At 62.2% G+C, this 23,292-nt stretch carries 20 protein-coding genes and 1 riboswitch; of the genes, 16 read left to right on the forward strand and 4 right to left on the reverse strand.

Features of this window, described 5'->3' with window-relative positions; translation table 11 throughout:
• The 6 genes from AYX22_RS05460 to AYX22_RS05485 all read left to right on the forward strand — a co-directional run bounded on the left by AYX22_RS05460 (position 1) and on the right by AYX22_RS05485 (position 5,464).
• Positions 1 to 759 carry a flagellar biosynthetic protein FliR gene (locus AYX22_RS05460; protein ID WP_207596533.1) on the forward strand — a complete coding sequence of 253 codons (759 nt, stop codon included), beginning with the start codon at positions 1 to 3 and terminating at the stop codon, positions 757 to 759.
• Positions 759 to 1,844, forward strand: coding sequence for an EscU/YscU/HrcU family type III secretion system export apparatus switch protein (locus tag AYX22_RS05465; protein ID WP_207596534.1), 1,086 nt, complete (start codon positions 759 to 761; stop codon positions 1,842 to 1,844). Before AYX22_RS05460 ends, AYX22_RS05465 begins: the two co-directional genes overlap by 1 nt.
• Positions 1,841 to 3,892 (forward strand): flagellar biosynthesis protein FlhA, encoded by a 2,052-nt coding sequence (locus AYX22_RS05470; RefSeq protein ID WP_207596535.1) that lies wholly within the window; start codon positions 1,841 to 1,843, stop codon positions 3,890 to 3,892. Before AYX22_RS05465 ends, AYX22_RS05470 begins: the two co-directional genes overlap by 4 nt.
• Entirely contained in the window at positions 3,870 to 4,790 is a 921-nt protein-coding gene (locus AYX22_RS05475; RefSeq protein WP_207596536.1) for a hypothetical protein, read from the forward strand. The genes AYX22_RS05470 and AYX22_RS05475 overlap by 23 nt, the downstream gene beginning before the upstream one ends.
• Positions 4,791 to 4,794: 4 nt before the next feature.
• Entirely contained in the window at positions 4,795 to 5,037 is a 243-nt protein-coding gene (csrA, locus tag AYX22_RS05480; protein WP_207596537.1) for a carbon storage regulator CsrA, read from the forward strand.
• A 199-nt stretch (positions 5,038 to 5,236) separates the two neighbouring features.
• Complete coding sequence (locus AYX22_RS05485; protein ID WP_207596538.1) at positions 5,237 to 5,464, forward strand: hypothetical protein; 228 nt, start codon at positions 5,237 to 5,239, stop codon at positions 5,462 to 5,464.
• 35 nt (positions 5,465 to 5,499) lie between these two features.
• Here the strand turns inward: AYX22_RS05485 and AYX22_RS05490 are convergent, their stop codons facing one another.
• The gene (locus tag AYX22_RS05490) at positions 5,500 to 6,042 is read right to left on the reverse strand and encodes a flagellar protein FlgN (RefSeq protein WP_207596539.1); all 543 of its coding nucleotides are present in this window, start codon (positions 6,040 to 6,042) and stop codon (positions 5,500 to 5,502) included.
• A 211-nt stretch (positions 6,043 to 6,253) separates the two neighbouring features.
• On the opposite strand from AYX22_RS05490, the gene AYX22_RS05495 reads away from it, so the two are divergent.
• A complete protein-coding gene (locus AYX22_RS05495; protein ID WP_207596540.1) occupies positions 6,254 to 7,069 on the forward strand; it encodes a sigma-70 family RNA polymerase sigma factor in 816 nt (271 codons plus the stop codon).
• Positions 7,070 to 7,142: 73 nt separating this feature from the next.
• Here the strand turns inward: AYX22_RS05495 and AYX22_RS05500 are convergent, their stop codons facing one another.
• A complete protein-coding gene (locus AYX22_RS05500; protein WP_207596541.1) occupies positions 7,143 to 8,693 on the reverse strand; it encodes an MFS transporter in 1,551 nt (516 codons plus the stop codon).
• 72 nt (positions 8,694 to 8,765) lie between these two features.
• Between AYX22_RS05500 and AYX22_RS05505 the strand changes: the two genes are divergently transcribed.
• From AYX22_RS05505 to AYX22_RS05535, 7 genes are all read left to right on the forward strand, one after another.
• A complete protein-coding gene (locus AYX22_RS05505) occupies positions 8,766 to 9,305 on the forward strand; it encodes a TetR/AcrR family transcriptional regulator (RefSeq protein ID WP_207596542.1) in 540 nt (179 codons plus the stop codon).
• 92 nt (positions 9,306 to 9,397) lie between these two features.
• A riboswitch (glycine riboswitch) is annotated at positions 9,398 to 9,495 on the forward strand.
• A gap of 181 nt (positions 9,496 to 9,676) precedes the next feature.
• On the forward strand, positions 9,677 to 12,523 hold the full coding sequence (gcvP, locus tag AYX22_RS05510) for an aminomethyl-transferring glycine dehydrogenase (protein WP_207596543.1): 2,847 nt from the start codon (positions 9,677 to 9,679) through the stop codon (positions 12,521 to 12,523).
• 11 nt (positions 12,524 to 12,534) lie between these two features.
• The gene (gene gcvT, locus AYX22_RS05515) at positions 12,535 to 13,668 is read left to right on the forward strand and encodes a glycine cleavage system aminomethyltransferase GcvT (protein ID WP_207596544.1); all 1,134 of its coding nucleotides are present in this window, start codon (positions 12,535 to 12,537) and stop codon (positions 13,666 to 13,668) included.
• A gap of 261 nt (positions 13,669 to 13,929) precedes the next feature.
• Positions 13,930 to 14,316, forward strand: a complete 387-nt coding sequence (gcvH, locus tag AYX22_RS05520; RefSeq protein ID WP_089593885.1) for a glycine cleavage system protein GcvH — start codon at positions 13,930 to 13,932, stop codon at positions 14,314 to 14,316.
• 469 nt (positions 14,317 to 14,785) lie between these two features.
• The gene (locus AYX22_RS05525; RefSeq protein ID WP_207596545.1) at positions 14,786 to 16,198 is read left to right on the forward strand and encodes an L-serine ammonia-lyase; all 1,413 of its coding nucleotides are present in this window, start codon (positions 14,786 to 14,788) and stop codon (positions 16,196 to 16,198) included.
• A 38-nt stretch (positions 16,199 to 16,236) separates the two neighbouring features.
• Positions 16,237 to 17,058, forward strand: coding sequence for a DNA/RNA non-specific endonuclease (locus AYX22_RS05530; protein ID WP_207596546.1), 822 nt, complete (start codon positions 16,237 to 16,239; stop codon positions 17,056 to 17,058).
• A gap of 252 nt (positions 17,059 to 17,310) precedes the next feature.
• Positions 17,311 to 17,865 (forward strand): hypothetical protein, encoded by a 555-nt coding sequence (locus AYX22_RS05535; RefSeq protein WP_207596547.1) that lies wholly within the window; start codon positions 17,311 to 17,313, stop codon positions 17,863 to 17,865.
• A 345-nt stretch (positions 17,866 to 18,210) separates the two neighbouring features.
• On the opposite strand, the gene AYX22_RS05540 is transcribed toward AYX22_RS05535, so the two are convergent.
• Both AYX22_RS05540 and AYX22_RS05545 read right to left on the reverse strand, forming a co-directional pair.
• The gene (locus AYX22_RS05540; protein ID WP_207596548.1) at positions 18,211 to 19,077 is read right to left on the reverse strand and encodes a hypothetical protein; all 867 of its coding nucleotides are present in this window, start codon (positions 19,075 to 19,077) and stop codon (positions 18,211 to 18,213) included.
• A 105-nt stretch (positions 19,078 to 19,182) separates the two neighbouring features.
• Positions 19,183 to 19,359, reverse strand: a complete 177-nt coding sequence (locus tag AYX22_RS05545) for a hypothetical protein (protein ID WP_207596549.1) — start codon at positions 19,357 to 19,359, stop codon at positions 19,183 to 19,185.
• Between the two features lie 99 nt (positions 19,360 to 19,458).
• Here AYX22_RS05545 and AYX22_RS05550 point away from each other — a divergent pair, with 99 nt between their 5' ends.
• Both AYX22_RS05550 and AYX22_RS05555 read left to right on the forward strand, forming a co-directional pair.
• Entirely contained in the window at positions 19,459 to 19,878 is a 420-nt protein-coding gene (locus tag AYX22_RS05550) for a hypothetical protein (RefSeq protein WP_207596550.1), read from the forward strand.
• A gap of 682 nt (positions 19,879 to 20,560) precedes the next feature.
• On the forward strand, positions 20,561 to 23,281 hold the full coding sequence (locus AYX22_RS05555) for a LamG domain-containing protein (protein ID WP_207596551.1): 2,721 nt from the start codon (positions 20,561 to 20,563) through the stop codon (positions 23,279 to 23,281).
• Positions 23,282 to 23,292 lie beyond the last annotated feature (11 nt).

Genomic DNA, 23,292 nt, shown 5'->3' on the forward strand with positions numbered 1-23,292 from the left:
GTGGACATTCCCCTCGACCAATCGTGGATCCAGGTCATGTTGCTGGCCTCGGTCCGCATGACGGCCTTCCTGATGGTGGCCCCGCCGTTCGCCCATCACGCCATTCCGGCCCGTATCAAGGCCATGCTGGGAATTGGACTGGGGTTGGCAGTCTCCCAGAGGCTGTCCGCTGATGCCGTTCCGAAAGACACCGCCGGCTTCGTCATGGCTGTGGTGCTCGAATTGGTCACAGGGTTGTTCCTCGGCTTCCTGGTGATGGTGATCTTCGCCGCGATCCAGTCCGCGGGCAGCCTGGTGGATCTGTTCAGCGGCTTCCAGATGGCCCAGGCATTCGACCCCCAAATGATGGTCAACGGTGCCCAGTTCACCCGCCTGATGCAAATGGCAGCCCTGGCCCTGCTCTTCGCTTCCGACGGATACCAACTGGTCATCGGCGGCCTTACCGGGAGCTTCAGGGCCTTGCCGCTGGCCGGTGGAATCGACCTCAGCCAGCCTGTCGAAGCCATGATCGGTGCCCTGACAGGAATGTTCCTCGCAGCAGTCCAGATCGCAGGTCCGCTGCTGGTGGTCCTGGTGCTGGCCGACGTCGGGCTCGGGCTCCTGACCCGCGTCGCCCCTGCGCTGAACGCCTTCGCCTTGGGCTTCCCGCTCAAGATCTTCATCACGCTGGCTCTGGCTGGGTTCCTGTTCCTGGCGCTGCCCAGGCTCGTGGCAACCCTCGCCGAGCAGGCGGCCAACACCGTGCTGGGGGTGGGCTAGTGGCGGATTCACAGGAGAAAACCGAACAAGCCACGGACAAGCGGATGCGCGAGGTCCGGGAGAAGGGCCAGCTCTCCAGGTCCCAGGACTTGATGGCCTGGCTGGCAGTGGGGGCTGCCGCTGCGATGCTCCCCGCCACCATCGACCACGCGTCCAACGCGGCAGTGGACCAATTGTTCACCGTGAAGAGTGTCATCGCAGAGCCCGACCCCGCCAAGGCCGTGGCCGCGCTTGAAGCGGGTCTGGGTTCCCTTGCCGGAATCCTGGGGCCGCTACTCCTCGTTGTCACCGTGGTGGTCCTCGCCGGATCCGCGCTTCAGGGTGGCATCCGGTTCAAGAAGTTTCGTGCTGAGTTCGAGCATTTCAACCTGCTCGCGGGCTTCAAGAGGATGTTTGGTGGCCAGGCACTCTGGGGAGGCGCCAAAGCGTTGCTGAAGACCGCCGTCGTGGGTCTTGTCCTGTACACCGTGGTGCAGGGGTTGATGCCCGCGCTCCTGACGGCCGGCGGCCTTCCGGTGGCCGGTGTGCTGGCGGCGGCCGCCGGTGGAGTCGGCGCACTGATCCAGTTTGCGGTAGCGGCCGGTTTGGTGTTGGCCGCGGCCGACATTTTTGTGGTGATGCGGCGCAACCGCAAGAAGACCCGGATGTCCAAGAAGGAAGTCCAGGACGAGAACAAGAACACCGACGGCGACCCCCTCATCAAATCCCAACGCCGCTCGCGCCAGCTCAGCATGAGCCGCAACCGCATGATCGGCGCGATCGGGGACGCCGACGTCGTGCTGGTCAACCCGACGCACGTGGCAGTTGCGTTGAAGTACGACGCCGGCAAATCGGCACCACGCGTCGTGGCCAAGGGATCGGGGCTCATCGCAGCCCGCATCAGGGAAGAAGCCGAAGCGAAGGGTGTGCCGATGGTTCAGGACATCCCCCTCGCCAGGGCGCTCCACTCCGCCTGCGAACTGGGGCAGGAGATCCCGGTGGAGCTGTATCGCTCCGTCGCCGCCGTACTGGCGTTCGTGATGTCGCTGAAGACGCGGGGAACTGCGCGAGGCATACACAGTATGAAAGAGAGTTTCCAGGCATGAAGAACAACAAATTCGCCCGGCTTTCCGTGCCGGTTGGCATCGTAGGTATTGTCCTGCTGCTGGTTGTTCCGCTGCCGGCGCCGCTGCTGGACTTCCTGATCGTGTGCAACATCCTGCTCGCGCTCCTGATCCTGCTGACCAGCATGTTCGTCAAGAAGCCCCTGGATTTCTCGGTCTTCCCATCATTGCTGCTGGTGGCCACGCTCTTCCGGCTTGGGCTCAACGTCGCGTCCACCCGTCTTGTACTGGGTCAGGGCTTTGCAGGGCAGGTCATCGAGGCTTTCGGCAAGGTCACCGTTGGCGGTTCGCTGATCATTGGCGCCGTGGTGTTCCTGATCCTGGTGGTCATCCAGTTCGTGGTGGTTACCAAGGGCGCCGAACGCGTTGCCGAGGTGGGCGCCCGCTTTACCCTGGACGCCATGCCCGGCAAGCAGATGGCCATCGATGCCGACCTCAACGCTGGGCTCATCACGGACGCCGAAGCCCGGAAACGCCGTGCCGAGGTCTCCGCGGAGGCCGACTTCTATGGCGCCATGGACGGTGCCTCGAAGTTCGTGAAGGGCGATGCCATCGCGGGCATCATCATTATCATCATCAACTTTGTGGGCGGCATCGCCATCGGCGTGCTGCAGCGCGGCATGGACGCCGGCGATGCCCTGAACACGTACGGCCTCCTGACCATGGGCGATGGACTGGTGACCCAGATCCCGGCCCTGCTCATGGCTGTGTCCACCGGCATGATCGTCACCCGGTCCAACGCCGAAGAGGACATGGGCCGTACGGCCTCCTCGCAGCTGATGCAGTCGCCCAACGCCCTGCTGATCGCAGGTCTGGCCGCAGGAAGCATGGCGCTCATTCCCGGCATGCCCATCCTTCCGTTCGTCGTGGTGGGAGCGCTGTTGGTCCTCGCTTCGCGGCGGGTAGCCACCCAACAGAAGCTCCAGGCTGAGGCGCAGGCCGCCGAGGCAGTCGCCGCCGGCACTGTGGAAGAAGATCCCAACGAGCGGCTCATGGAAGACATGCGCGTCCATCCCGTGGAGATCCTGCTGGCTCCGGACCTGGTGGACATCGTCTCCGGTGCCTCCGACGACTTGCTGGCACGGGTGCGTTCCCTCCGGCACAAGATCGCCATGGAACTCGGACTCGTGGTTCCGCCGGTCCGCACGCGGGACGCGATGGACCTGCCGCCGTCCACCTATGCCATCCGTATCGCCGGAGTCGAGGCTGGAAGGGGAGTGGCGCCGTCGGGCAAGCTGCTCGCCTTGGGCGACTTCCTGGACGCACTGCCCGGAACGGCAACCGTGGAGCCCGTCTTCGGGTTGTCCGGCAAATGGGTTCCCACGGAGATGCGCCACAGCGCGGAAATGACGGGGGCAACGGTGATAGACCGCGTGTCCGTTCTGGTTACACACCTGTCCTCGATCATCTCGGCCAACGCTGCCCGGCTCCTGACCCGTGAGGGCGTCCGCGTGCTCACCGAAGGGGTCCGTAAGCAGAGCCCGTCCGCCGTGGAGGAGCTCACACCGGGGCTGATGTCCTTGGCCGAAATCCAGCGCGTGCTGCAGGGCCTGCTGGAAGAGCAGGTCCCCATCAACGATCTCCCACGGATCTACGAGGCACTCGCGCTGAGGGCCAAGGTGTCCACCGACCCTGAGTCCCTGGTCGAGTCTGCGCGGCACTCCCTGGGCCCGGTTCTGGCCAACAAGTACCTCGACGGCGCAGTGCTCAACGTGATCATGATTGATCCGTTGCTGGAGCAGTCGATGCTTGAGGACATGCGCCCGGCCGAGGGTGGGACGCAAATAATCATGGGCCAGGCGAAACTCGACGGCGTCCTGACCTCGCTGAAGTCCGCCGTCGACGGAGCGGCCGCGGCCGGCAGGGAAGCAGTCCTGGTGTGCGCACCGGCCTTGCGCCCTGCCATCCGCCGCCTCGTAGCAAGCCCCGACGGCGGTGTCCCCGTCCTCTCGTACCGCGAAGTTACCTCGGCCAACATCCGCATTGAAACAGTAGGGGTGGTCCGCTATGCAGAAGCGCTACAAGCTTAGTGGCGCCTCGCTGGAGGCCATCCGGGAGAAGGCAGTTCAGCAATACGGTCCAGGGGCGAGGATCGTAGCTGCTGAGAAGGTCACCAATCCGGGCATTGTGGGGTTGTTCGCCGCAGCCCGCTTCGAGGCGACAGTGGAGGTTGCGGATGTGCCGGATGCCGCCCCTCCCTGGCCTGTTCATGAGTTGCACGGGCCGGCGATTGCGGCGTTGCTGGAGCGTGCCGACGCCGCCGAACTTGAGCTGCACAAGGCCGCACCCGCTCCCGTGTCCACAGCCTCTCCGGACTTCGCGGGCCTCCTGGAACAGCTCGGCAAGGAACTGCAACCAGCGGCTCCGCCGCGCTTACCCGCTCCGGTGCCCTTGCCGCCGTCGAGCGCTGTTCGCGTACCCCAAGCCATGACGGGCGACGGCAACCTCATCGTCCTCCTGGGCTTGGGCGATGACGCCCTCGGCCCCGCCCTGGAAATGTCCATCGCCGCCGGCGGCTCCGACGTCCGCACGGCCGGGGATCTCAGCGCCTTCGGTCACCGGCACCTCCAAGGACGGCAAAGTGCGACGGCGGCACGCGCCCAGGCGGTCCTGACCGGGCAGACCGTGGTGGTTGCCTTCGGACTGGGGCGCCCGCGCGACGTACCGCCGAAAGCTGCCCACATCGCAAGCCTCGCTGCCGATCAACTGTGGATTGTGGTCGACGCCCGGCGCAAGCCTGAGGACACGAAGGCCTGGGTGCAGGCGTTGCAGGATGTGTTGGCAGGAGAGTCAGCGGCGGTGTCGGGGCTAGTAGTCATCGGTGCCTCGGAAACAGCGAGTCCGGAGACAGTGGACATGCTTGGCATTCCCGTTGGCTGGGTGGACGGCACTCCGGCCACCGCACCGGCCCTAGGAAAGGTACATTGAAGGCATGTTGGTACTGACGCGTAAGCCGGGCGAAAAGATCATGATCGGGGACGACATTGTCATCACCGTCATGGAAGGGCGCGGCGACGGCGTTCGGATCGGAATCGAAGCCCCCCGGGGTGTGTCCATCCAGCGGAGCGAGGTGGTGGCGGCTATTGCTGCGGCGAACCTGGCCGCGACGCAGGCCGGCCCCGAGGCTGAGGAACTCCTGGCGAACCTCCGCCCGCCTGCCCCATCCGGCGAATAGCACCCTCTCTCACCTTCTGCTGTCGCTATTCTGAAGCTGTCAGGCTGAACTCGAAGGGATTCGAGCCCATTATTGGGCTGTCGGCACCCGACTGCTTGTCGCGGGCTTAGCCCAGGTCTCGGGCAAGGGGCCCACTGCAGCGATCCTTGGCGCATCAATTTCGACTGTTCAGGAGAAGCAACTCACACGCGAACTCGGCATGGCCAACGTGGGCATGGGGCTCTCAGGCCTTCTCGCGCTGGTGCCGGGGTGGGCGCTTCCCGCGGGATTCGCTGGCGGTGTCTTCCTTCTCGTCGCCGGCATCATGCACGTACCGAAGAAGAATAAGAACGCCAAGGAGGCGCTGGCCACCTGGACTGACCTGATCGTTGGAGTCACGGTGATGGTGCTCGCCGCCTATGGACTGTACCGTGCCGTTGCCGGCTGAAGGGGCGTGGGATGTGAGAGAGGGCGTTCGGGAAGCTAGCCCAGGCCCAGGAAGTCCCGGAGCAATGGCAGCGTGGCACCCCGGACAGCCGTGATGGCGCGTTGGACGTTGGCATCCCGGGCCAGGAGCGCAAGATCGTCCGTGTCACCGGCCAGGTCAGCAATACCGGGCTGCGGGAGTGGCGCAGGGGCCTGTGAGTCCTCCAACAGCGTGACGTTGGCGGCAACGGCGTCGTCAATTCCAGCCAGAAGTTCAGCCATCCCGCGGCGGTGATCCTCAAGAAGTTCAGGCCAGATTCCCGGCGGTGCGATCGAAATGAGGGCCGGAAGCGTCAAATGGTCCGGCGCTTTCCATTCGGCGGCCAGCGCGGACGCCTCAACACCGCGTGCGAGTGATTCGAATCGGAGATTTTCGAGGACTTTTTCAAGTTCGGCCGCGGTGAAGTTCAGCCGGTGCCAGTTGCCTGCCCGGAGATGCAGGAGCTGCGTTTCGAGCAGGAAAAGCAAGAAATCAAGTTGCCTCCGCTCGCGCCACAGCGTTGCCGATAGCTCGTCCGCCCCCACGGTTCCCCAATTCATTTTATTGCCCGCCAAAATCACGATTTGGCAGGGTTTGTGTTTACTTCTGTTGAGCGTACACGCAGAGTCGTTTTCAGGTGGTATGTTCACTGAACACGTACCTGAACGAAGTCCCGAAACGCCGCTGTGATTGGTCTCTAGGCGGCCTTGCGGGACTCAGCATTTCAGGTTCTTGCAACTCAGTAATCCGGTCTCATGGGGGGACTCACTTTTGAATCGCGAACAGCGCAACGAGCTGGTGTTGCAGCACCTTCCGCTCGTTGGTTACTTGGTCTCTGACCTTTGCGCGCGTGCCACGCATTTATCGCGCGACGATTTTGCTTCTGTTGGTTCCATGGCGCTCATTACGTCGGCGGACTCCTTTGATCCTGACCTCGGCGTTCCCTTCGGCGCATTTGCCCGCCGCAGGATCGTGGGCGCGTTCGCGGACGAGATGCGGGCCGGCGATTGGGCCACACGCTCAGCCCGCAAGCGGATCAAGGAAACCACGGCCATCCAGGAGACGCTGACGGGAGTCCTGGGACGGAGCCCCAGTGTTGCCGAGATGGCGTCCGCGCTCGGTGTGGAACGCAGCCACGTTGAGGCTGCGTTAGCCGATGCCTCGCGAACCCTCACCTCCCTCGACGAAGTCGTCGCGGATACTGTGGCCTCTCCTGCCGAATCTCCGGAGCACTCGGTCCTGGCCGATGAGCGCATCAAGTACCTTCGGGCCGCCGTCGATGCCTTGCCGGAAAAGATGCGCTTCGTGATCCAGGAAATCTACCTGGCAGGGCGTTCCGTAAAGGAGCTTGCCGAGGAGCTGGGCTCAACCCACGCCGCCGTATCGCAGCAGCGGGCCGAGGGTATCCGTCTCATGCGCGACGGTTTGGCCGCCCATTACGCGGACAGCCCGGATCAAGCCTTTGAACCTGAATCCCGCATCACGGCGCGGCGCCGCAACGACTACTTGTCGGCGCTGGCCACCGCAACCACCGGCGGTATCACCCGCGGCCTGGGCCTGGGGTCCTCACTCAACAGCGCTGTTTAGGTAGCCACCACGTAAAAGAGGCCGGGCCGCTGAGCGACCCGGCCTTCCGTTCTTGACACGAGGACTAATGCGATTACTGCGCCTTCGGCACACGCCGGAGGACGACGGCGGCGAGCACTGCCGCGCCGGCCATCAGGACCAGCCCAATCGCCGCAGTGATGTGGACGCCGGACTCGAAAGCTGTCCGGGCGGCGACTGTCAACGCTTCCGACAATGGCGCCGGGAGTGCGGCTGCCGCATCAACAGCACCGGCGAGGGTTTCCCCTGACTTCCCGGCGGCTTGTGAGGAGACGCCGTCCGGAATGATGAGGTTGTGCTGGTAGGAAGCCGTGAGGATCGAGCCGAGCACGGCCGTCCCCAAGAGCGAACCCAACTCGTAGCCGGTCTCGGAAATGGCTGAGGCGGCGCCGGACTTGTCGGCAGGTACTGAGGCCAGGATGAGGTCGTTGGAGATGGTCTCCGCAGCACCCACGCCCACGGCGAGAACGGTCAGGGCTGACAGCAGGAATATCGGGCCGCTGCCGTGGTCGCCCACCACCACAATCAAGTAACCGATGGCGCTGAGCGTCAGACCAGCAGCGACAACGAAGCCGGGCCGGACACGCTTGACCAGCGGCACCACCAGCAGGCCTGCGATGACTGTTGCCAGGAGGGCAGGAATCATGGCGATGCCTGCCTCCATGGGGGACTGTCCCTCAACCAGCTGCAGGTGCTGGGCGAAGAAGTAGATGAAGCCCGTCATGGAGAACAAGGACAGCACGTTTGCCACGATTGCCGTGCTGAACACCTTGTTCTTGAACAAAGCGACGTCCAGCATGGGGTTTTCGATCCGCTGCTGGCGGCGAACGAACAGGATGCCCATCACCAGGCCGAAGCCCATGAAAGCTGCAGCCGACGCTCCGAAGCCGTGAACTGCGAATTCCTTGATGCCGTAGACGAACGGGGCCATGGTGACCACGGACAGGACAATGCTGTTCACGTCCACGCGGCCAGGATTGGCGTCCTTGGACTCGGGAATCAGGACCCGGCCGAAGGCCAGAAGCGGCAGGAGCAGGAACGCTGCCACCAGGAAGACGGCACCCCACCAGAAGTGCTCCACCAGCCAGCCGCCGAAGATCGGGCCGAGCGCCGCACCACCGGAGAAGCCGGCAGCCCACACAGCGATCGCGAGCCGCCGGCGGTTGGGATCGGTGAAGATGTTCCGGATCAGGGACAGCGTTGAGGGCATCAGCATGGCGCCGAAGACACCAAGGCCCGCGCGTCCGGCAATGAGCCATTCAGCGGAAGGCGCGAATGCCGTAGCAGCCGAAACCGCCGCGAAGCCGGTGCTGCCGATCAGCAGCAGCCGCCGTCGTCCGATTCTGTCACCGAGGTTGCCCATGGAGACGAGCAGTGCGGCGAGGACCAGGGGATAGGCGTCAACAATCCACAGCAGCTGAACGCCGCCCACGTCCAGGGATCGGGCGATCTCGGGCAGGGCGAAGGTGAGCGCGGTGTTGTCGACGGCCACCAGCAGCACCGGGAACATCAGGAGTGCCAGTGCCGTCCAATCGCGCCACGGTGCTGCCTGGCCCATATCGGGACGAGCGGAACGGGGTGCTTGGGTTGAGGACGGCGAGTACATGTTATTTACTATACCGTCCAGACGGTACAGTTTCAAATACAACCCGGCGAGCCTTTAGGGAATGATGGACACATGCCACGAAAACCAGTTGCCCGGGACGCCGTCCTGGATGCTTTCGAAGCCCTCCTCATCGAGGTGGGGGAGCGAGCTGCCACGCTCGACGCCGTTGCCAAGCGCGCAGGGGTGTCCAAAGGTGGGCTGCTCTACCACTTCCCCAATAAGGAAGCACTGATCACGGCCCTGCTTGAACGGCTGGATCTCTTGGCCGACGAGGACACGGAGCTGATGAAGGCGTCGCCCGATGGTTCCGCCGCCTACTTCATTCGCTCCTCGCTCTGGGCGGACACGCCGATGGACCGGGCTTTTGTTGCCGTCACCAGATTGGCTGAAGTGGCCCACGAGGAAACGCGTCGCAGATTCGCCGCCATTCAACAGCGGTGGCTGGACGTGCTCGCCGAGGACGTCGGCCCAGAGGTTGCCAAGGCAGTCAGTTACATGGGTGACGGGCTCTATTTCAACGCGATGTTCGAGGGCGGGCAAGAGGGCGGCAATGTCGGGCGGGAGGCCGACGTCGAAATCCTGCTGGGAGTCCTTGAGCGGCTGAGGAAGTAACGGGCAGTCCATTTGCGGCGGCGACCGTGACGTAGGACAATTAACCCCTGTGGCCTGCCCTGATCGGGGTCATACATAACTGAAAATGCCTTTGATCTGCGGCGGGAGAGTCCTGCAAGCATGTGATGCAGGCGCCGTAGGAGCAAACCCTCCCCAGGAATCTCTCAGGCCCACGCACCGCCGCGGCGAGGCAACTCTGGAAAGCAGCAGGCATTCTGCCCACCTCAAGGGTGAAAGAGTGCTGTGCTCACCGACGGTGCAAGCGATGGTTGTTCACGCAACGCGCGGAAACTCTCAGGTCCAATACAGAGCGGGGAGGAACCCAGCCGCTGTGGCGTACCCAAACGCCGCCCAAGTAATGGAGTTCCTTCGTGACGGTTAGTTCTGCCTCCACCACCTTCGTTGATCGGCATATTGGCGCCCGCCGCCAAGCCGACATTGAGACCATGCTCAAGTCCGTCGGCTATGACACCGTTGATTCGCTGGTGGACACCGCCGTCCCGAACGACATCCGCCAGGACGTCGCCCTCACCCTGCAGAACGCTTTGAGCGAAGTTGAGGTTCTGGCCGAGCTCCGCAAGCTTGCGTCCAAGAACAAGACCGCTGTCCAGATGATCGGTCAGGGCTACTTCGATACCGTGACGCCGCCGGTGATCCGCCGTAACATCCTTGAGTCCCCGGCCTGGTACACCGCCTATACCCCCTACCAGCCGGAAATCTCCCAAGGCCGTCTCGAGGCTCTCCTGAACTTCCAGACCATGGTCCAGGATCTGGTTGGCCTCCCGATCGCCAACGCCTCCCTGCTGGACGAAGCCACGGCCGTGGCCGAGGCCGTCCTGATGATGCGCAGGGCCAATAAGAACGCAGGTGCACGGGATGGCAAGACCGTCCTCGACGCAGACTGCCTCCCGCAGACCATCGCCATTGTGAAGGGCCGCGCTGAGGCTCTCGGCTTTGAGGTCGAGGTTGCTGACCTCTCGCGCGGTCTCCCGGAAGGTGACATCAACGGCGTCGTCCTCCAGCAGCCCGGTGTTTCCGGCCGCGTCTTCGATCACTCAGCTGTGATCGCCGAGGCCAAGGAGCGTGGCGCGCTGGTGACGGTCGCTGCCGACCTCCTGTCCCTCACTCTCATCACCCCTCCGGGCGAGCAGGGCGCGGACATCGCCGTTGGATCCGCGCAGCGCCTGGGTGTTCCGCTGTTCTTCGGCGGCCCGCACGCCGCCTACATGGCGGTCCAAAAGGGCCTGGAGCGTTCCATGCCGGGCCGTCTGGTGGGCGTTTCCAAGGACGACGCCGGTGTCCCCGCCTACCGCTTGGCGCTGCAGACCCGCGAGCAGCACATCCGCCGCGAGAAGGCCACGTCCAACATCTGTACCGCGCAGGCGCTGCTGGCCATCGTGGCCTCGATGTACGCCGTTTACCACGGCCCCGAGGGCCTCAAGGCGATCGCTGAAACCGCGCACGGCCACGCCCGCACCCTGGCAGCGTCACTGAAGGCTGCCGGCGTCGAGGTCCTGCACGGATCCTTCTTCGACACCATCACCGTCCGCGTTCCCGGCAAGGCAGGCGAGATCGTCGCCGCCGCCGAGGCCAAGGGCATCAACCTGCGCGGCGTCGACGCTGACACGGTTGGCATCTCTGTTGATGAAACCACTACGTCCGAGATTGTCGGCGGTCTCCTTGATGTCTTCGGAGCTTCGGTTTCCGAAGCCGCTGAAGGCTTCGCTCTTGAGGCTTCCGTGGAGCGCACCAGCGACTTCATGCAGCACCCGGTATTCAATACGCATCGTTCCGAGACGCAGCTGTTGCGCTATATCCGCAAGCTCTCGGACCGCGACCTCGCGCTGGACCGCACCATGATCCCGCTGGGTTCCTGCACCATGAAGCTCAACGCCACCGCTGAAATGGAAGCCATTTCCTGGCCGGAGTTTGCCTCCATCCACCCGTTCGCTCCGGATTCCCAGACCGAGGGCTGGCGTGAACTCATCACCGACCTCGAGGCGCAGCTGACCGAGATCACCGGATATGACCAGGTCTCCATTCAGCCGAACGCCGGTTCCCAGGGTGAACTGGCAGGTCTGCTGGCGATCCGCGGCTACCACTTGTCCCGCGGCGACGAGCAGCGCAATGTTTGCCTCATCCCCGCTTCTGCCCACGGCACCAACGCTGCCTCGGCAGTGCTGGCCGGCATGAAGGTGGTAGTTGTTGCTACGGCGCCTGACGGCACCATCGACCACGTTGACCTCAAGAACAAGATCGAAGCGCACCGGGATGCCCTCTCGGCCATCATGATCACCTACCCCTCCACGCACGGCGTGTACGACGCCGACGTCCGCGAGGTCTGCGACGCCATCCACGAGGCCGGCGGCCAGGTCTACATTGATGGCGCAAACCTCAACGCACTCGTTGGCCTTGCACAGCCGGGCAAGTTCGGCGGCGACGTGTCCCACCTGAACCTGCACAAGACGTTCTGCATCCCGCACGGCGGCGGCGGACCGGGCGTGGGCCCGGTTGCTGCCAAGGCACACCTCGCACCGTTCATGCCAGGCGATGCAGCCTCCTGGACCGAGGGCAACGACGTCCCGATCTCCGCATCCCGCTTCGGTTCCGCCGGTGTCCTGCCGATTTCCTGGGCCTACGTGAAGCTCATGGGTGGCCAGGGACTGACGGAAGCAACCAAGTCGGCCCTGCTCGCTGCAAACTACATCGCATCCCGTCTCAACGACCACTTCCCGGTGCTTTACACCGGCGAAGGCGGACTCGTGGCCCACGAGTGCATCCTGGACCTTCGTGAACTGACGGCCAAGACCGGCGTCACCGCTGAGGACGTGGCCAAGCGCCTGATCGACTTCGGCTTCCACGCCCCTACCCTGGCGTTCCCGGTTGCCGGCACGTTGATGGTGGAGCCGACGGAGTCCGAGGACCTTGTGGAGATCGACCGCTTCATCGAAGCCATGATCACCATCCGCAAGGAAATCGACCAGGTTGCCCACGGCGAATTCACGGTAGAGAACTCGCCGCTGCGCAAGGCACCCCACACGGCTGCCGCCGTCGTAAGTTCTGATTGGGACCGGGCGTACCCGCGCGAGCAGGCCGCCTTCCCGGTCCACCACCTCAAGCAGGACAAGTACTTCCCGCCCGTCGGCCGCATCGACGGCGCAGCCGGTGACCGCAACCTGGTCTGCTCGTGCCCGCCGATCGAAGATTTTGAGAACTAAGGACTGACTCCATGTCTGAGAACTACACCGCTCTCTACGAAGAGCACAAGAAGCTCGGCGCGTCCTTCACCGACTTCGGTGGCTGGCAGATGCCGCTGAAGTACTCGTCCGAGTTGGCCGAGCACCACGCCGTCCGCAAGTCCGCGGGCTTGTTCGACCTCTCCCACATGGGTGAAGTCTGGGTCACCGGTCCAGAGGCCGCAGCGTTCCTTGACTACGCGCTGGTGGGGAAGATCTCCGCCATGGCTGTGGGCAAGGCCAAATACTCGCTGATCTGCCAGGAAGACGGCGGCATCATCGATGACCTCATCACGTACCGGCGGGGTGACCAGAAGTTCCTGGTGGTTCCGAACGCCGGCAATGCTGCGGTTGTTGCTTCAGCACTGCTGGAACGCGCCGCCGGGTTCGACGTCGTTGTTGAAGACGCTTCCGCTGAGACCTCGTTGATTGCTGTTCAGGGGCCGCTGGCCGAAGCGATCCTCCTCCGCCTTGTGCCGGCTGAACAGCACGCACTGGTCACTGAACTGAAGTACTACGCGGCGGTTGATGTCCCGTTCACGGTCGACGGCGGCACTCAGGAACTCCTGCTGGCCCGCACCGGCTACACCGGCGAAGACGGTTTTGAGATCTTCCTTGCCAACGACTCCGCAGCCGCCCTCTGGCAGGCCATCGCCGACGCCGCTGAAGAAGGCGAACTCATCCCGGCAGGCCTCGCTTCCCGCGATTCCCTCCGCCTCGAAGCCGGCATGCCCCTCTACGGCAACGAGCTCTCCCGCGAAGGCAACCCCTTCGCAGCAGGGCTCGGGCCCGTGGTGGCTCTGTCCAAGGAAGGCGACTTCGTTGGCAAGGACGCACTCGCGGCGTTGAAGGCCGACGGTGCCGGCTCCACCAGCGGGCGCAAGCTCGTTGGCCTCAAGGGCCTGGGGCGTCGCGCCGGACGCGGACACTACCCGGTCCTCAAGGACGGCGCAGTGGTTGGCGAAGTCACGTCCGGCCAGCCGAGCCCGACGCTCGGTTACCCGGTAGCGTTGGCCTATGTCGACGTCGAGCATTCGGAGCTTGGTACCGCCCTGGACATTGACCTGCGCGGTAAGAGCGAGCCGTTCGAAGTCGTCGCACTGCCGTTCTACAAGCGCCAAAAGTAAGCCTGAAGACTTTGGGACCGACATCCTCCGCGGGCTCGGTCGCTTAGGCGTCCGCTGAGCGGACGCGAAGCTCCCTTGGACGCCCGCTTCCGGATGTCGGTTCCAAAGGGGAGAGTCTTCCGGCGCTTCGTGAACCGCTAAGGTGCTGGGGGAGTGGCGAGCTGCCGAAGGTGATCCTTTGCCACACCCCCATGCCAACCGCCCAGACGGCCCCCGCCGCGACACAATTAGATTTAGACCACTCAACCTTAAGGAAAAAGAATGCCCAAAGTAGCGCCCGAACTTCAGTACTCCGACGAGCACGAGTGGGTCTCCCGCGGCGAAGGGAACTCGGTGTCCGTTGGTATCTCCGAGGTTGCCACCGACGCACTGGGTGACATTGTGTATGTTGACCTCCCCGAGGTTGGCTCCACGGTGACCGCTGGCGAGACCTGTGGCGAAGTTGAGTCCACCAAGTCCGTCTCGGACCTGTACTCGCCCGTTACCGGCGAGGTCACGGAGATCAACGACGCAGTTGTCGGCGACCCCGCACTAATCAACAACGACCCCTACGGCGCCGGCTGGCTCTTCAAGGTCGCTGCTGAGTCCGAGGGCCCGCTGCTCTCGGCCGAGGAATACGCCTCCAAGAATGGCGGAGACCTCTCCTAAGTTCCTCCGACCGAGCGGACATGGCCCGATTGGGCCGACGTCCTCTGCGACCTCGGTCGCTTGGGCGCCCGCTGGGCGGACGCGAAGCTTCCTTAGACGGCCGCTGCCGGACGCCGGTCCCAAGAGGCCAGTTACAGGACGACCGTGAGGTGTGGTCAGTCCGATTCGGGGGTTGGCTGCGGGATGTGCCGTGGGCACGGCATGTTCGGCAGCAAGGCCCCGTTTCGGGCGCTCCAGCGAACGAGTCCGCGGAGGACGGCGGCCCAATGGGCCGCACTCAGACAGGTCACCACTCAATCGCAGTGGCGTAGCGTGGGATTGTAGAACTGAATAGAACTTGCGACGCCGGGTTGCCGCCTCTGGGGGCCGTCCGGCGTCGTGCTTCGGTCGCCTTCTGCCACAAGCGGGAGAGACCATCCGGCAGGACCATCTGCCGGACCGTTTCAAACTGTATTAAGGAATCCCGACCATGGCTGTTGGTGTTTTCGATCTTTTTTCCGTGGGTATTGGCCCGTCGAGTTCGCATACTGTGGGGCCGATGCGCGCTGCTGCTGTGTTCGCCGGTGAGCTGAAGGACGCTGGTGTCCTGGGCTCGGTGGCCTCGTTGCGCGTTGATCTGTACGGCTCGTTGGCTGCGACGGGTCGTGGCCACGGGACCATGACTGCCACGCTGTTGGGCTTGGAGGGTTACCACCCTGAGCTCATTCTGCCGGACGAGGTGGAGGCGCGGTTGGCCGCTATCGCGGAGACGGGTGTGCTGAACCTTGCAGGTGCGTCCGGTGAAGGTGTGGAGCTGCCGTATGCGGTGGGGGATATGGTGTTGCATCCGTTGACGGTGTTGCCGCGGCACACGAACGGGATGAAGTTTGCTGTCAGTGATTCCAACGGGGAGGTGTTGCGGGAGGCGACGTTCTTTTCGGTCGGTGGCGGGTTCATTGTCCGTGAGGGTGAGGAGAACGCGGCTCAGCAGGAGTTGGAGGAGTCGAAGAAGGAGTTGCCGTTGCCGTTCCGGACGGCGGCGGAGTTGTTGGGCCGGTGTTCGTCGAAGGGTTTGGGGATCAGCGACATCATGTTCATCAATGAGCGGGCGTCCCGGTCGGAGGAGGAGATCCGGGAGGGTTTGCTGCATATCTGGTCGGTGATGGAGGCCTGTGTTGAAACGAGTTTGAAGCGTGAGGGTGTGTTGCCCGGTGGGTTGAGGGTCCGGCGTCGTGCTCCTGACTGGTTGGAGCGGCTGCTGAAGGAGGACAAGGACCGGAACGATCCGAAGTATTGGCAGGAGTGGGTGAACCTGATCGCCCTGGCCGTCAATGAGGAGAACGCCTCGGGTGGCCGGGTGGTCACGGCGCCGACCAATGGTGCTGCGGGGATCATTCCGGCGGTGCTGTATTACGCGTTGAATTATGCCCCGGGCATGGATCAGGCCTCCCAGGAGGATCGGGATGATGTGGTGGTGAAGTTCCTGCTCACTGCCGGTGCTGTGGGTGTGTTGTACAAGGAACAGGCCTCCATTTCGGGGGCTGAGGTGGGCTGCCAGGGTGAGGTGGGGTCGGCGTCGTCGATGGCTGCTGCCGGGTTGGCTGAGGTGATGGGTGGTACGCCGGGGCAGGTGGAGAACGCCGCGGAGATCGCGATGGAACACAACCTGGGGCTGACGTGTGATCCGATCGGTGGGTTGGTGCAGATTCCGTGTATTGAGCGGAACGCGATCGCGGCGGCGAAGGCTATCAACGCCGCGAAGATGGCGTTGTGGGGTGATGGGACGCACCGGGTGTCCCTGGATGAGGTGATCGTGACCATGCGGGAAACGGGCAAGGACATGTCCCATAAGTACAAGGAAACCGCGATGGGCGGCCTCGCCGTCAACGTCGTCGAATGCTGAGTCTGTTTACTGTCAGTGCCTAGTGCCATGCTGTATCCATGAGCGGGGGATACGACAGGGATTTTTTGCGGGCACGCCTTGAGCTGCCCAGTCCGTCGGCAACGACGATTCTTTTGGACTACATCCACTTCTCCGTGCGCTTCCGGGCTGCCCGGAAGCTCGCGGCGATCGTGGGGGTCAACATCCACGGCAAGGAACTGAATCCACTGGCCCGTGAGGGCACCTGGCATTTCGACGACAGGATTCCCAGGGAACAGCAGGCCGGGCCGGACGTTTACAAGAACAATGCTTTTGACCGCGGCCACCTGGTGAGACGTCTGGATCCCGTCTGGGGTGACGCGGCCACGGCCAAGAAAGCCAACCAGGACACGTTTGCCTTCACCAACGCTGCGCCGCAGGTGGATGACTTCAACCAAGGCAAAGAGCTGTGGGTAGGGCTCGAGGATCACGTGCTGAGCCACGCCGATGCCCACGACGCCAAGCTCAGCGTGTTCACGGGGCCCGTCTTCCTTGACGATGACCAGCCCTACCGCGGCGTCCAGATCCCGCGGAAGTTCTGGAAGATCGCCGCCTGGACCAACGATGCCAAGCTGGCCGCCGTCGGGTTCGTCCTTGACCAGTCGCCGATGCTGGGCAAAGTGGAACTGAAGAGGGCCATCGACCAGAAGCTTCTGGAAGGGGAGCCACCCCCGCTGGGACCGTTCCGGACCTTCCAGGTTCCCATTGGGCAGATAGCAGACCTGACAGGACTGAGCCTTAGCAGGCTCACCAACGCGGACCGGCTCGTCAGCGGCCAGCGTGAACTGGGCAGGCAGCCGAAGGCGATCGAGTTGGAGAGCGCGGACCAGATCAAGCTGTAAATAAGCTCACCTGACGAGAAAGGCTGTACTTTGGTTCTGACCAGATCCGGATAAGCGCCCATTGCCAAACCCGAGGTGTCGATTTCAGGAGTCTGAGCTGGAGCTGTTGCGCAACCTGAGCATCGTCGGTGTTTTGAATTTCGCAACCAGAACCCTGGGTCCAGTGGAACCCGAAGGCTACAAAGTTATCGCTGATATGAGCACCAAGCTCACCAACGAGGGGGAGTAGCGCCCGCGGCGGCGCCAAGCTATATGGATGAGCAACAGATACAGGAGATCGTCGACAGAGTTGTCAAAGCGCTGGAGGGATTGAAGCCAATTGCCCCCTCTCCCACCCAGGATTGGCAAGTCTGGGGTGCGTTCGGCTCATACGCGACTCTCGCGGCCGCCATCGTCGCCTTCCTCATCGGGTGGTGGACTATAAAGCAAAAGCGCGAGGCAGATGCCAGAGCCGAATGGTGGCGCCGAACTCAGTGGGCCTTGGAAGCAGCCGCCGATCCGGACAATGATGCGATGAACGCTTACGGTACGGGCATGCTGGATCTCCTGGCCCGGAGCGAATTGGCTAGCGTCAAAGACAAGGAACTCCTCGACGCAGTGTGGGAGGTAACCGATACTGAGATGAAGGACGACAGTATTGTGAACTTCGTGAACAGGGCTGCACATCTGACGGGCCTCAGCACGGAAGAAATGGATGTCGTTCGCAGTTTCTACTCCGTAGACGGGCCCTCGGAAACAGGAGACAATGAGGACAAGAGCGAGTCCACGGACGACCGGAGGGAGGCAAATGGCTCAGCGAGTAAATAGCAATCGAGAGAGCAAAGAACAGGTGTTCAGGAAGCTACGTCGCGAGATCCTCGCGGCCCGACTGAAGGTTACTTTGGACGAGCAGCTTAATCGCAAGACTTCGCCAACCGTGAAGAGACTGTCTGAGATGAAGTTGCCTCCGATTGTGAGGCCTGTAGATCTGAGAGTCGATACGTCGACGACCGCGGACGAGCCCCAACAGGGCATCTCCTACGTTGGTCCTCAGGTCAGTTCGTTTATGAATCCGCAGCAACGAGCCTCGGGCACCTAGACTTCAAAAAAAGAAACCCCATCCCGACGAACCGGGTGGGGTTTCTTCGTGGGGAACATGGAGAGGAAAACGAGCTAGCGTCTTCTGCCAAACCGGGGAGTCACGCGTCTGGTGTGAACTCTTTCGCTGGTACCGGCGGCTTTCGAAGATCGTGATCTGCCGAGTCGGGGTGCCAGCGGCCGGGGATGCTGCCATTCAAGTTCAGACATACCTCGAGCCTTCGAGATCAATGAAGCGCTGGTCAGCAATAGGATTGGCGGGCCCGCGATCGCAAACAGAACAGCCCACAGGGGCGGTGAAAGAGGTGTCTGGATGCCTGCAGCGGCAATCCCCCCGATCCCAGCGGGTACAGCAGCCAGCCCCAGGCTGAAGATCGAGACTTGAAGAAATCCTGCCCAGCCCAGAGAGTCAACGGGGGTGCGATAAGCGTCATCGATGAAGACGGTCCTCAGGTTCTTTCCGTTGAGATGGTCCTTGATGATCCGGCCGCGTGAAAGAGACATGTTGATGAAGCTGACTATTGAAAGTCCTATGACGGAAGGCATTACCAGATAGAACGGGATGCCGGTTTCATCGGTGGGCTTCTGCCAGGCTTTGTCCCAGGTAAGTTCATTCGGCGGTATCTGGCCGACCATGAATCCGAGCATGGCGCTGGCGGAAATAGCAAAGACGAGCGTGATGGCCGGCCAGATAATTCGGCGGGCAGGCAGCAGCTGCAGGGCAATGACCCGGGCTGTGGCCTCCCGCTGTAAGCTCTGAAATACTGCAACATCGCGTGGCAGGGCGTTGGATTGGGACGCCATTTCACGCCAGAAAACTGCCCGACGCCTCAGGCGTGAGGCAGCCGTAATCTGGTCCAAGGCAATCAGAATGCCCAAAAGTGAGCCGACGATGGTGACGACCGGAACAATATAACCGACAATGTCGGTAAGCCATTTCACTTACCAAGTATCCCCGGACAACGCTCCTCGTTCAGCCCCAAGGGCAGGCGACGCGCCGGAGTAGACGCCAACATGAACGGTGGCCGGTCAACAATTCCCCTATGGTCAGGGGACAGCTTCCAACCCGTGCTTCTTCAGATACTTCTTCCACCAGCCCAAGCACTCATCGGCAAGTGCGATGACGTCCTTTGTCTGTGGCTTGCCATTCTTCTCATAGGTGATGGTCGCAGAGGTCGAATGACCTGCGCTGCCATCAACGACGGTGACTTCGTCGATCCGCACATCATCGCCTTTGCCTGGATCCCGACCAAAGTGCTCGGAATGGCTGTGTCGTCATGCAGCAGCGGCGGTAGCACGACTGAGGCGCAGCCCAGTTCGGGTGTGACTCAGCAGCAAGCAACCCCAAGCATTTCAGCAACACCGAAAGCCATCTGCGAGCCTTTCCTGAAAAGCCTTCCGTGCGGGACGTATTCGAGCACAGGCGGTACGGACAACGGCCAGGAGATCCCATGGCCGGCCAACGGAGCTGTGCAAGTGCGACTGGACAAGATCGACAATGAAACGTATCTCACTGCTGTCCTGCCTTGTGGCCCGCTGAATACTCCGGTCAAGATCAACGGCACTGTGCTGAAGGCAGACGGAGAAATAGCATTGGGTGCCTCAGCCTGCATCGATCCGGCTCTGAATGAGCAGCAGACGTGGGCTCTCGATTTGATCAAGAAGGGCTTCCAGATGAGTTTGATCGAAGGCGCCTTCACATGGACCAACGGATTGGACACCTTGAGGTTCGCTTCGATCTGAGGCCACACAACATTCTGCGAAAACAGAACCCCCGCGCCGAAGCGCAGGGGTTCTGTGTGTATCAGGGGGTTTGTGCAGGGCCATTGCAGACCTCCAGGCGAGTCCGCCGATTCCTGGATGTCGGTCCACCCCTTCCATTCAGTCGACCACGGCGGCCCGAGAAGCCACATTGTGAGATTCCAACTGGCGCGGGGTTCACGTGTGGGCGTTGGCAAATGGATGTTGTGCAACTTCGTACAGGAGAACGGGAGCTCATTTCGGTGGGTATGCATTCACCATTTGCTGTCCCAAATACCCGTTTGACCCTTTGGTTCGCGTCACATTCCACAAATTCCTGAATGTTGGCTGGATTTTCCTTGGCAAAAGCCTTAATGCCCGATAGTCTCCTCTCGCTAGTCGAATTTGGGGGCTCGTACGGCGCTACTTGCTGCATCCCTCTGTCGAGTGTCTCGCTCCAGAAAGTGATGCTGTGGGTCCTTCACCTGCGTTTCTTCGCCGTGCCTGCGTTCCGGCTCTTGCTCTGTCATTGTTGGTTTCGGGGCTGACAATCCCATCCGCACTGGCCCTCCCTGGCCTGCAATCTGCCGAGACGGCGCCGGCGGTTGCCTCTGAGGCGACGGCCCCTGAACCGGGATCCGAGCAGGCCGCCCAGGCGGAAGCCAAAGAATCGGGGGAGAAGATCGTGGTTGATTCAGCGACCACTCCTACGGATCTGACTGTTGCAAATCCCGACGGCACGTTCACCCGCACGATGAACACCGCCCCGGTCAGGATGGAAACCGTCGATGGCTGGGCGGACATATCCACTGACTTGGTGAAAACCGTAGTGGACGGCAAGACAATCATCAGGCCTGAGCAAGTACCTGTTGACGTGACTATTGGCGCCGGCGGCTCCAACGAGATGGCGAAGATTGACGACAAGGAAGGCCACTCAATTGAACAATCCTGGCCGTTCGGGACCCTGCCGGTGCCGATCCTTGTCGAGAACACCGCAACATACCAACAGGTGCTACCCGGCGTGGACCTTGTGCAGATAGCTCATCAGGGCGGTGTATCCCAAGTCTTGAAGATCGAGTCAGCTGCGGCTGCACGGGATCCGCGCGTAGTCCAGATGCGGCTGTTCCTTGACGCCGACAACGCGACACTTTCGGCAACCCCAGAGGGAACAATTACTGCCACTGGTACCGAGAGCGGGGAAGCTGAGCTGCACATGAGCGGGGGCCAATGGTGGGATTCATCCCAGCCGGGTGCTTCTGCACTGGATCCGGGAACCCCGGGTGTGACCAGACCCTTCAAGTTCACGCTCGGGGAGGAAGCTGGGAAACAAACTCAGGTCTTCGGGATGGACGAGATCCTGAACGCCATAGACGTGACGTACCCGATCTATGTCGACCCTCCGTGGAATGTGCCGCGCACCTCATATGTGATGGTGGACACTGCCTACCCGAACACCTCGTACTGGAACGGCGCCTTTAGCACCGAGACCCTTAACGTTGGATACCTGCCTCCGAACTGGCCCACGGACGGGAACGCGCATTTGGCCCGTTCGTACTACCAGTTCGAGGGCAAGACGTTCGACGCCTCGGCTGATCTGATCAATGCCCGATTCAGCGTCCTGGAGACGTGGTCGGCGTCCTGCACCCCCACAGGAGTGGCGTCGTGGCTGACCGGTGAAGTGGGAACGGGCACGACATGGAACAACCAACCTGCATTGGGAGTGCGCACTGACCGCGGCAACGTCGCCAAGGGCTGGAGTTCGGCGTGCCCGCAAGGGATGGTTGGCTTCGACTTGTTGGCCGGCGAGAGCACACTGTTGAATTCAGCGAAGTGGACGATCATGCTCGCTGCCGATAACGAACTCGACACCAGCGGTTTGGCTTGGAAACGCTTCTCCAACGCCGGACAGGTAACAGTCGACTACAACCGGAAGCCCTATGGACCTGCCATCCACTCGGTAGGAGAGGGTCGATGGGCAGGTGCGGCGTGGACGTCGAAGTACGTCACCCGCGACCGTACGCCGACGATGGCCGTCTTCGCCGGCGATATAGACCTGAGGCCGGTAAACGGTACGACGGGCGGCCCCATCACTGTCTTCTTCAGCGTCCGCCCAAAGGCTGGAGGTGGCAACGTCTTTTGGGGAAATGTCCCCAACTTCAGTCAGGAATGGGGCATAGCGACCATCGAATGGGGCTCAAGCTTCGGCGTCTTGGGCGACGGAGACTACATTCTCGATGCCAAAGGTGTGGACATGTTCCAGGCAGAGTCACCTCTTATGAGTTTTCCCTTCACCGTCGACACTGTCGGACCCGCGGTACCGACGGTCGCCGCGCTTAGTGCCGAGTTGAGCTCAACAACACCTGGCGAGTTCAAAGACCTCAGTCGTGCCCCGGGCGACTTTACCTACAAGTTCAGAATCAGCAACACCTACACTTCAGCCCGCGTGCCCAGGGCCAGCGGCTTCATCTATTCGGTGAGCGAAACCGGATCCGAGGCTCCTCCGGAAACTGTGACATGTCAGACACCGCCAGTGAAGGAATTCATCGTGCTCTGTCCGAACGCTGACAGCGTCGATATCAACATCGGAGCCGTCGCACCTACTTCATATCTCAATGTCTGGGCGTTCGATGAAGCAGGGAACATCGCGACCCTGGAACCCTACGTGGCAGGTGCTCCCAAGAAAATCACCCTGAAGGTGGCTTCACCGACAACCGCAACGGGAACACCGATGCCTTTGACCCGCAGCGGCGGTGCCACGTGGGTCAAAATCAACGCTTGCGGCAAGGCCGTCGAGTCACACCGCATCCCCGATGGAACGTGCACTGCGGAAAACACTCCTGCCGCAGGGTACGAGGCTTACGCGCTGGCGTTCAATGGCGGTAAGGCGGAGACGTCAGGTGCCGCCATCAACCCCTCCGAGAGCTTCAGCATGGCCGCATGGATTCGTCCCGACACTGCTGCGGGCAATATCCAGTCAGTGATTACCCAACTTGCCGGCACCGGCCCGGGTGCGGCGCTGGAGATGGGAGCAGATGGCTACGGCCGTCTCCAAACTTGGTATTCCGCGACGACCAGCGAGCATGTGAACAGTGACGGCATCCTCCCTCCGGGTGAGTGGAGCTACGTTACCGCCGTCTACGACAAGATCAACCGGCAACTGCGTCTGACCGCGAACACCGATGGCCTCATCGGCACCTGGGTGGTGGCCGCTTCCCAGCCAAATGTGGTGAGTGCAACCACCCAAAAGGTGATTCTGGGCCAGAACGCTGCCGGAGCACAGAAATTTGCAGGGCAGGTCTACCGACCGATCCTGACGAATGATGTGCTCACCAAAGCACAGTTCTTCGCCATGGAAGCGGCTTTCAAGAGTGCCAGCGGAACGGAAGCAGGGGTTTTGGTCAAGTGAAAATTTCCAGG

The sequence above is a fragment of the Arthrobacter sp. D5-1 genome, assembly GCF_017357425.1.
Lineage (GTDB): Bacteria > Actinomycetota > Actinomycetes > Actinomycetales > Micrococcaceae > Arthrobacter.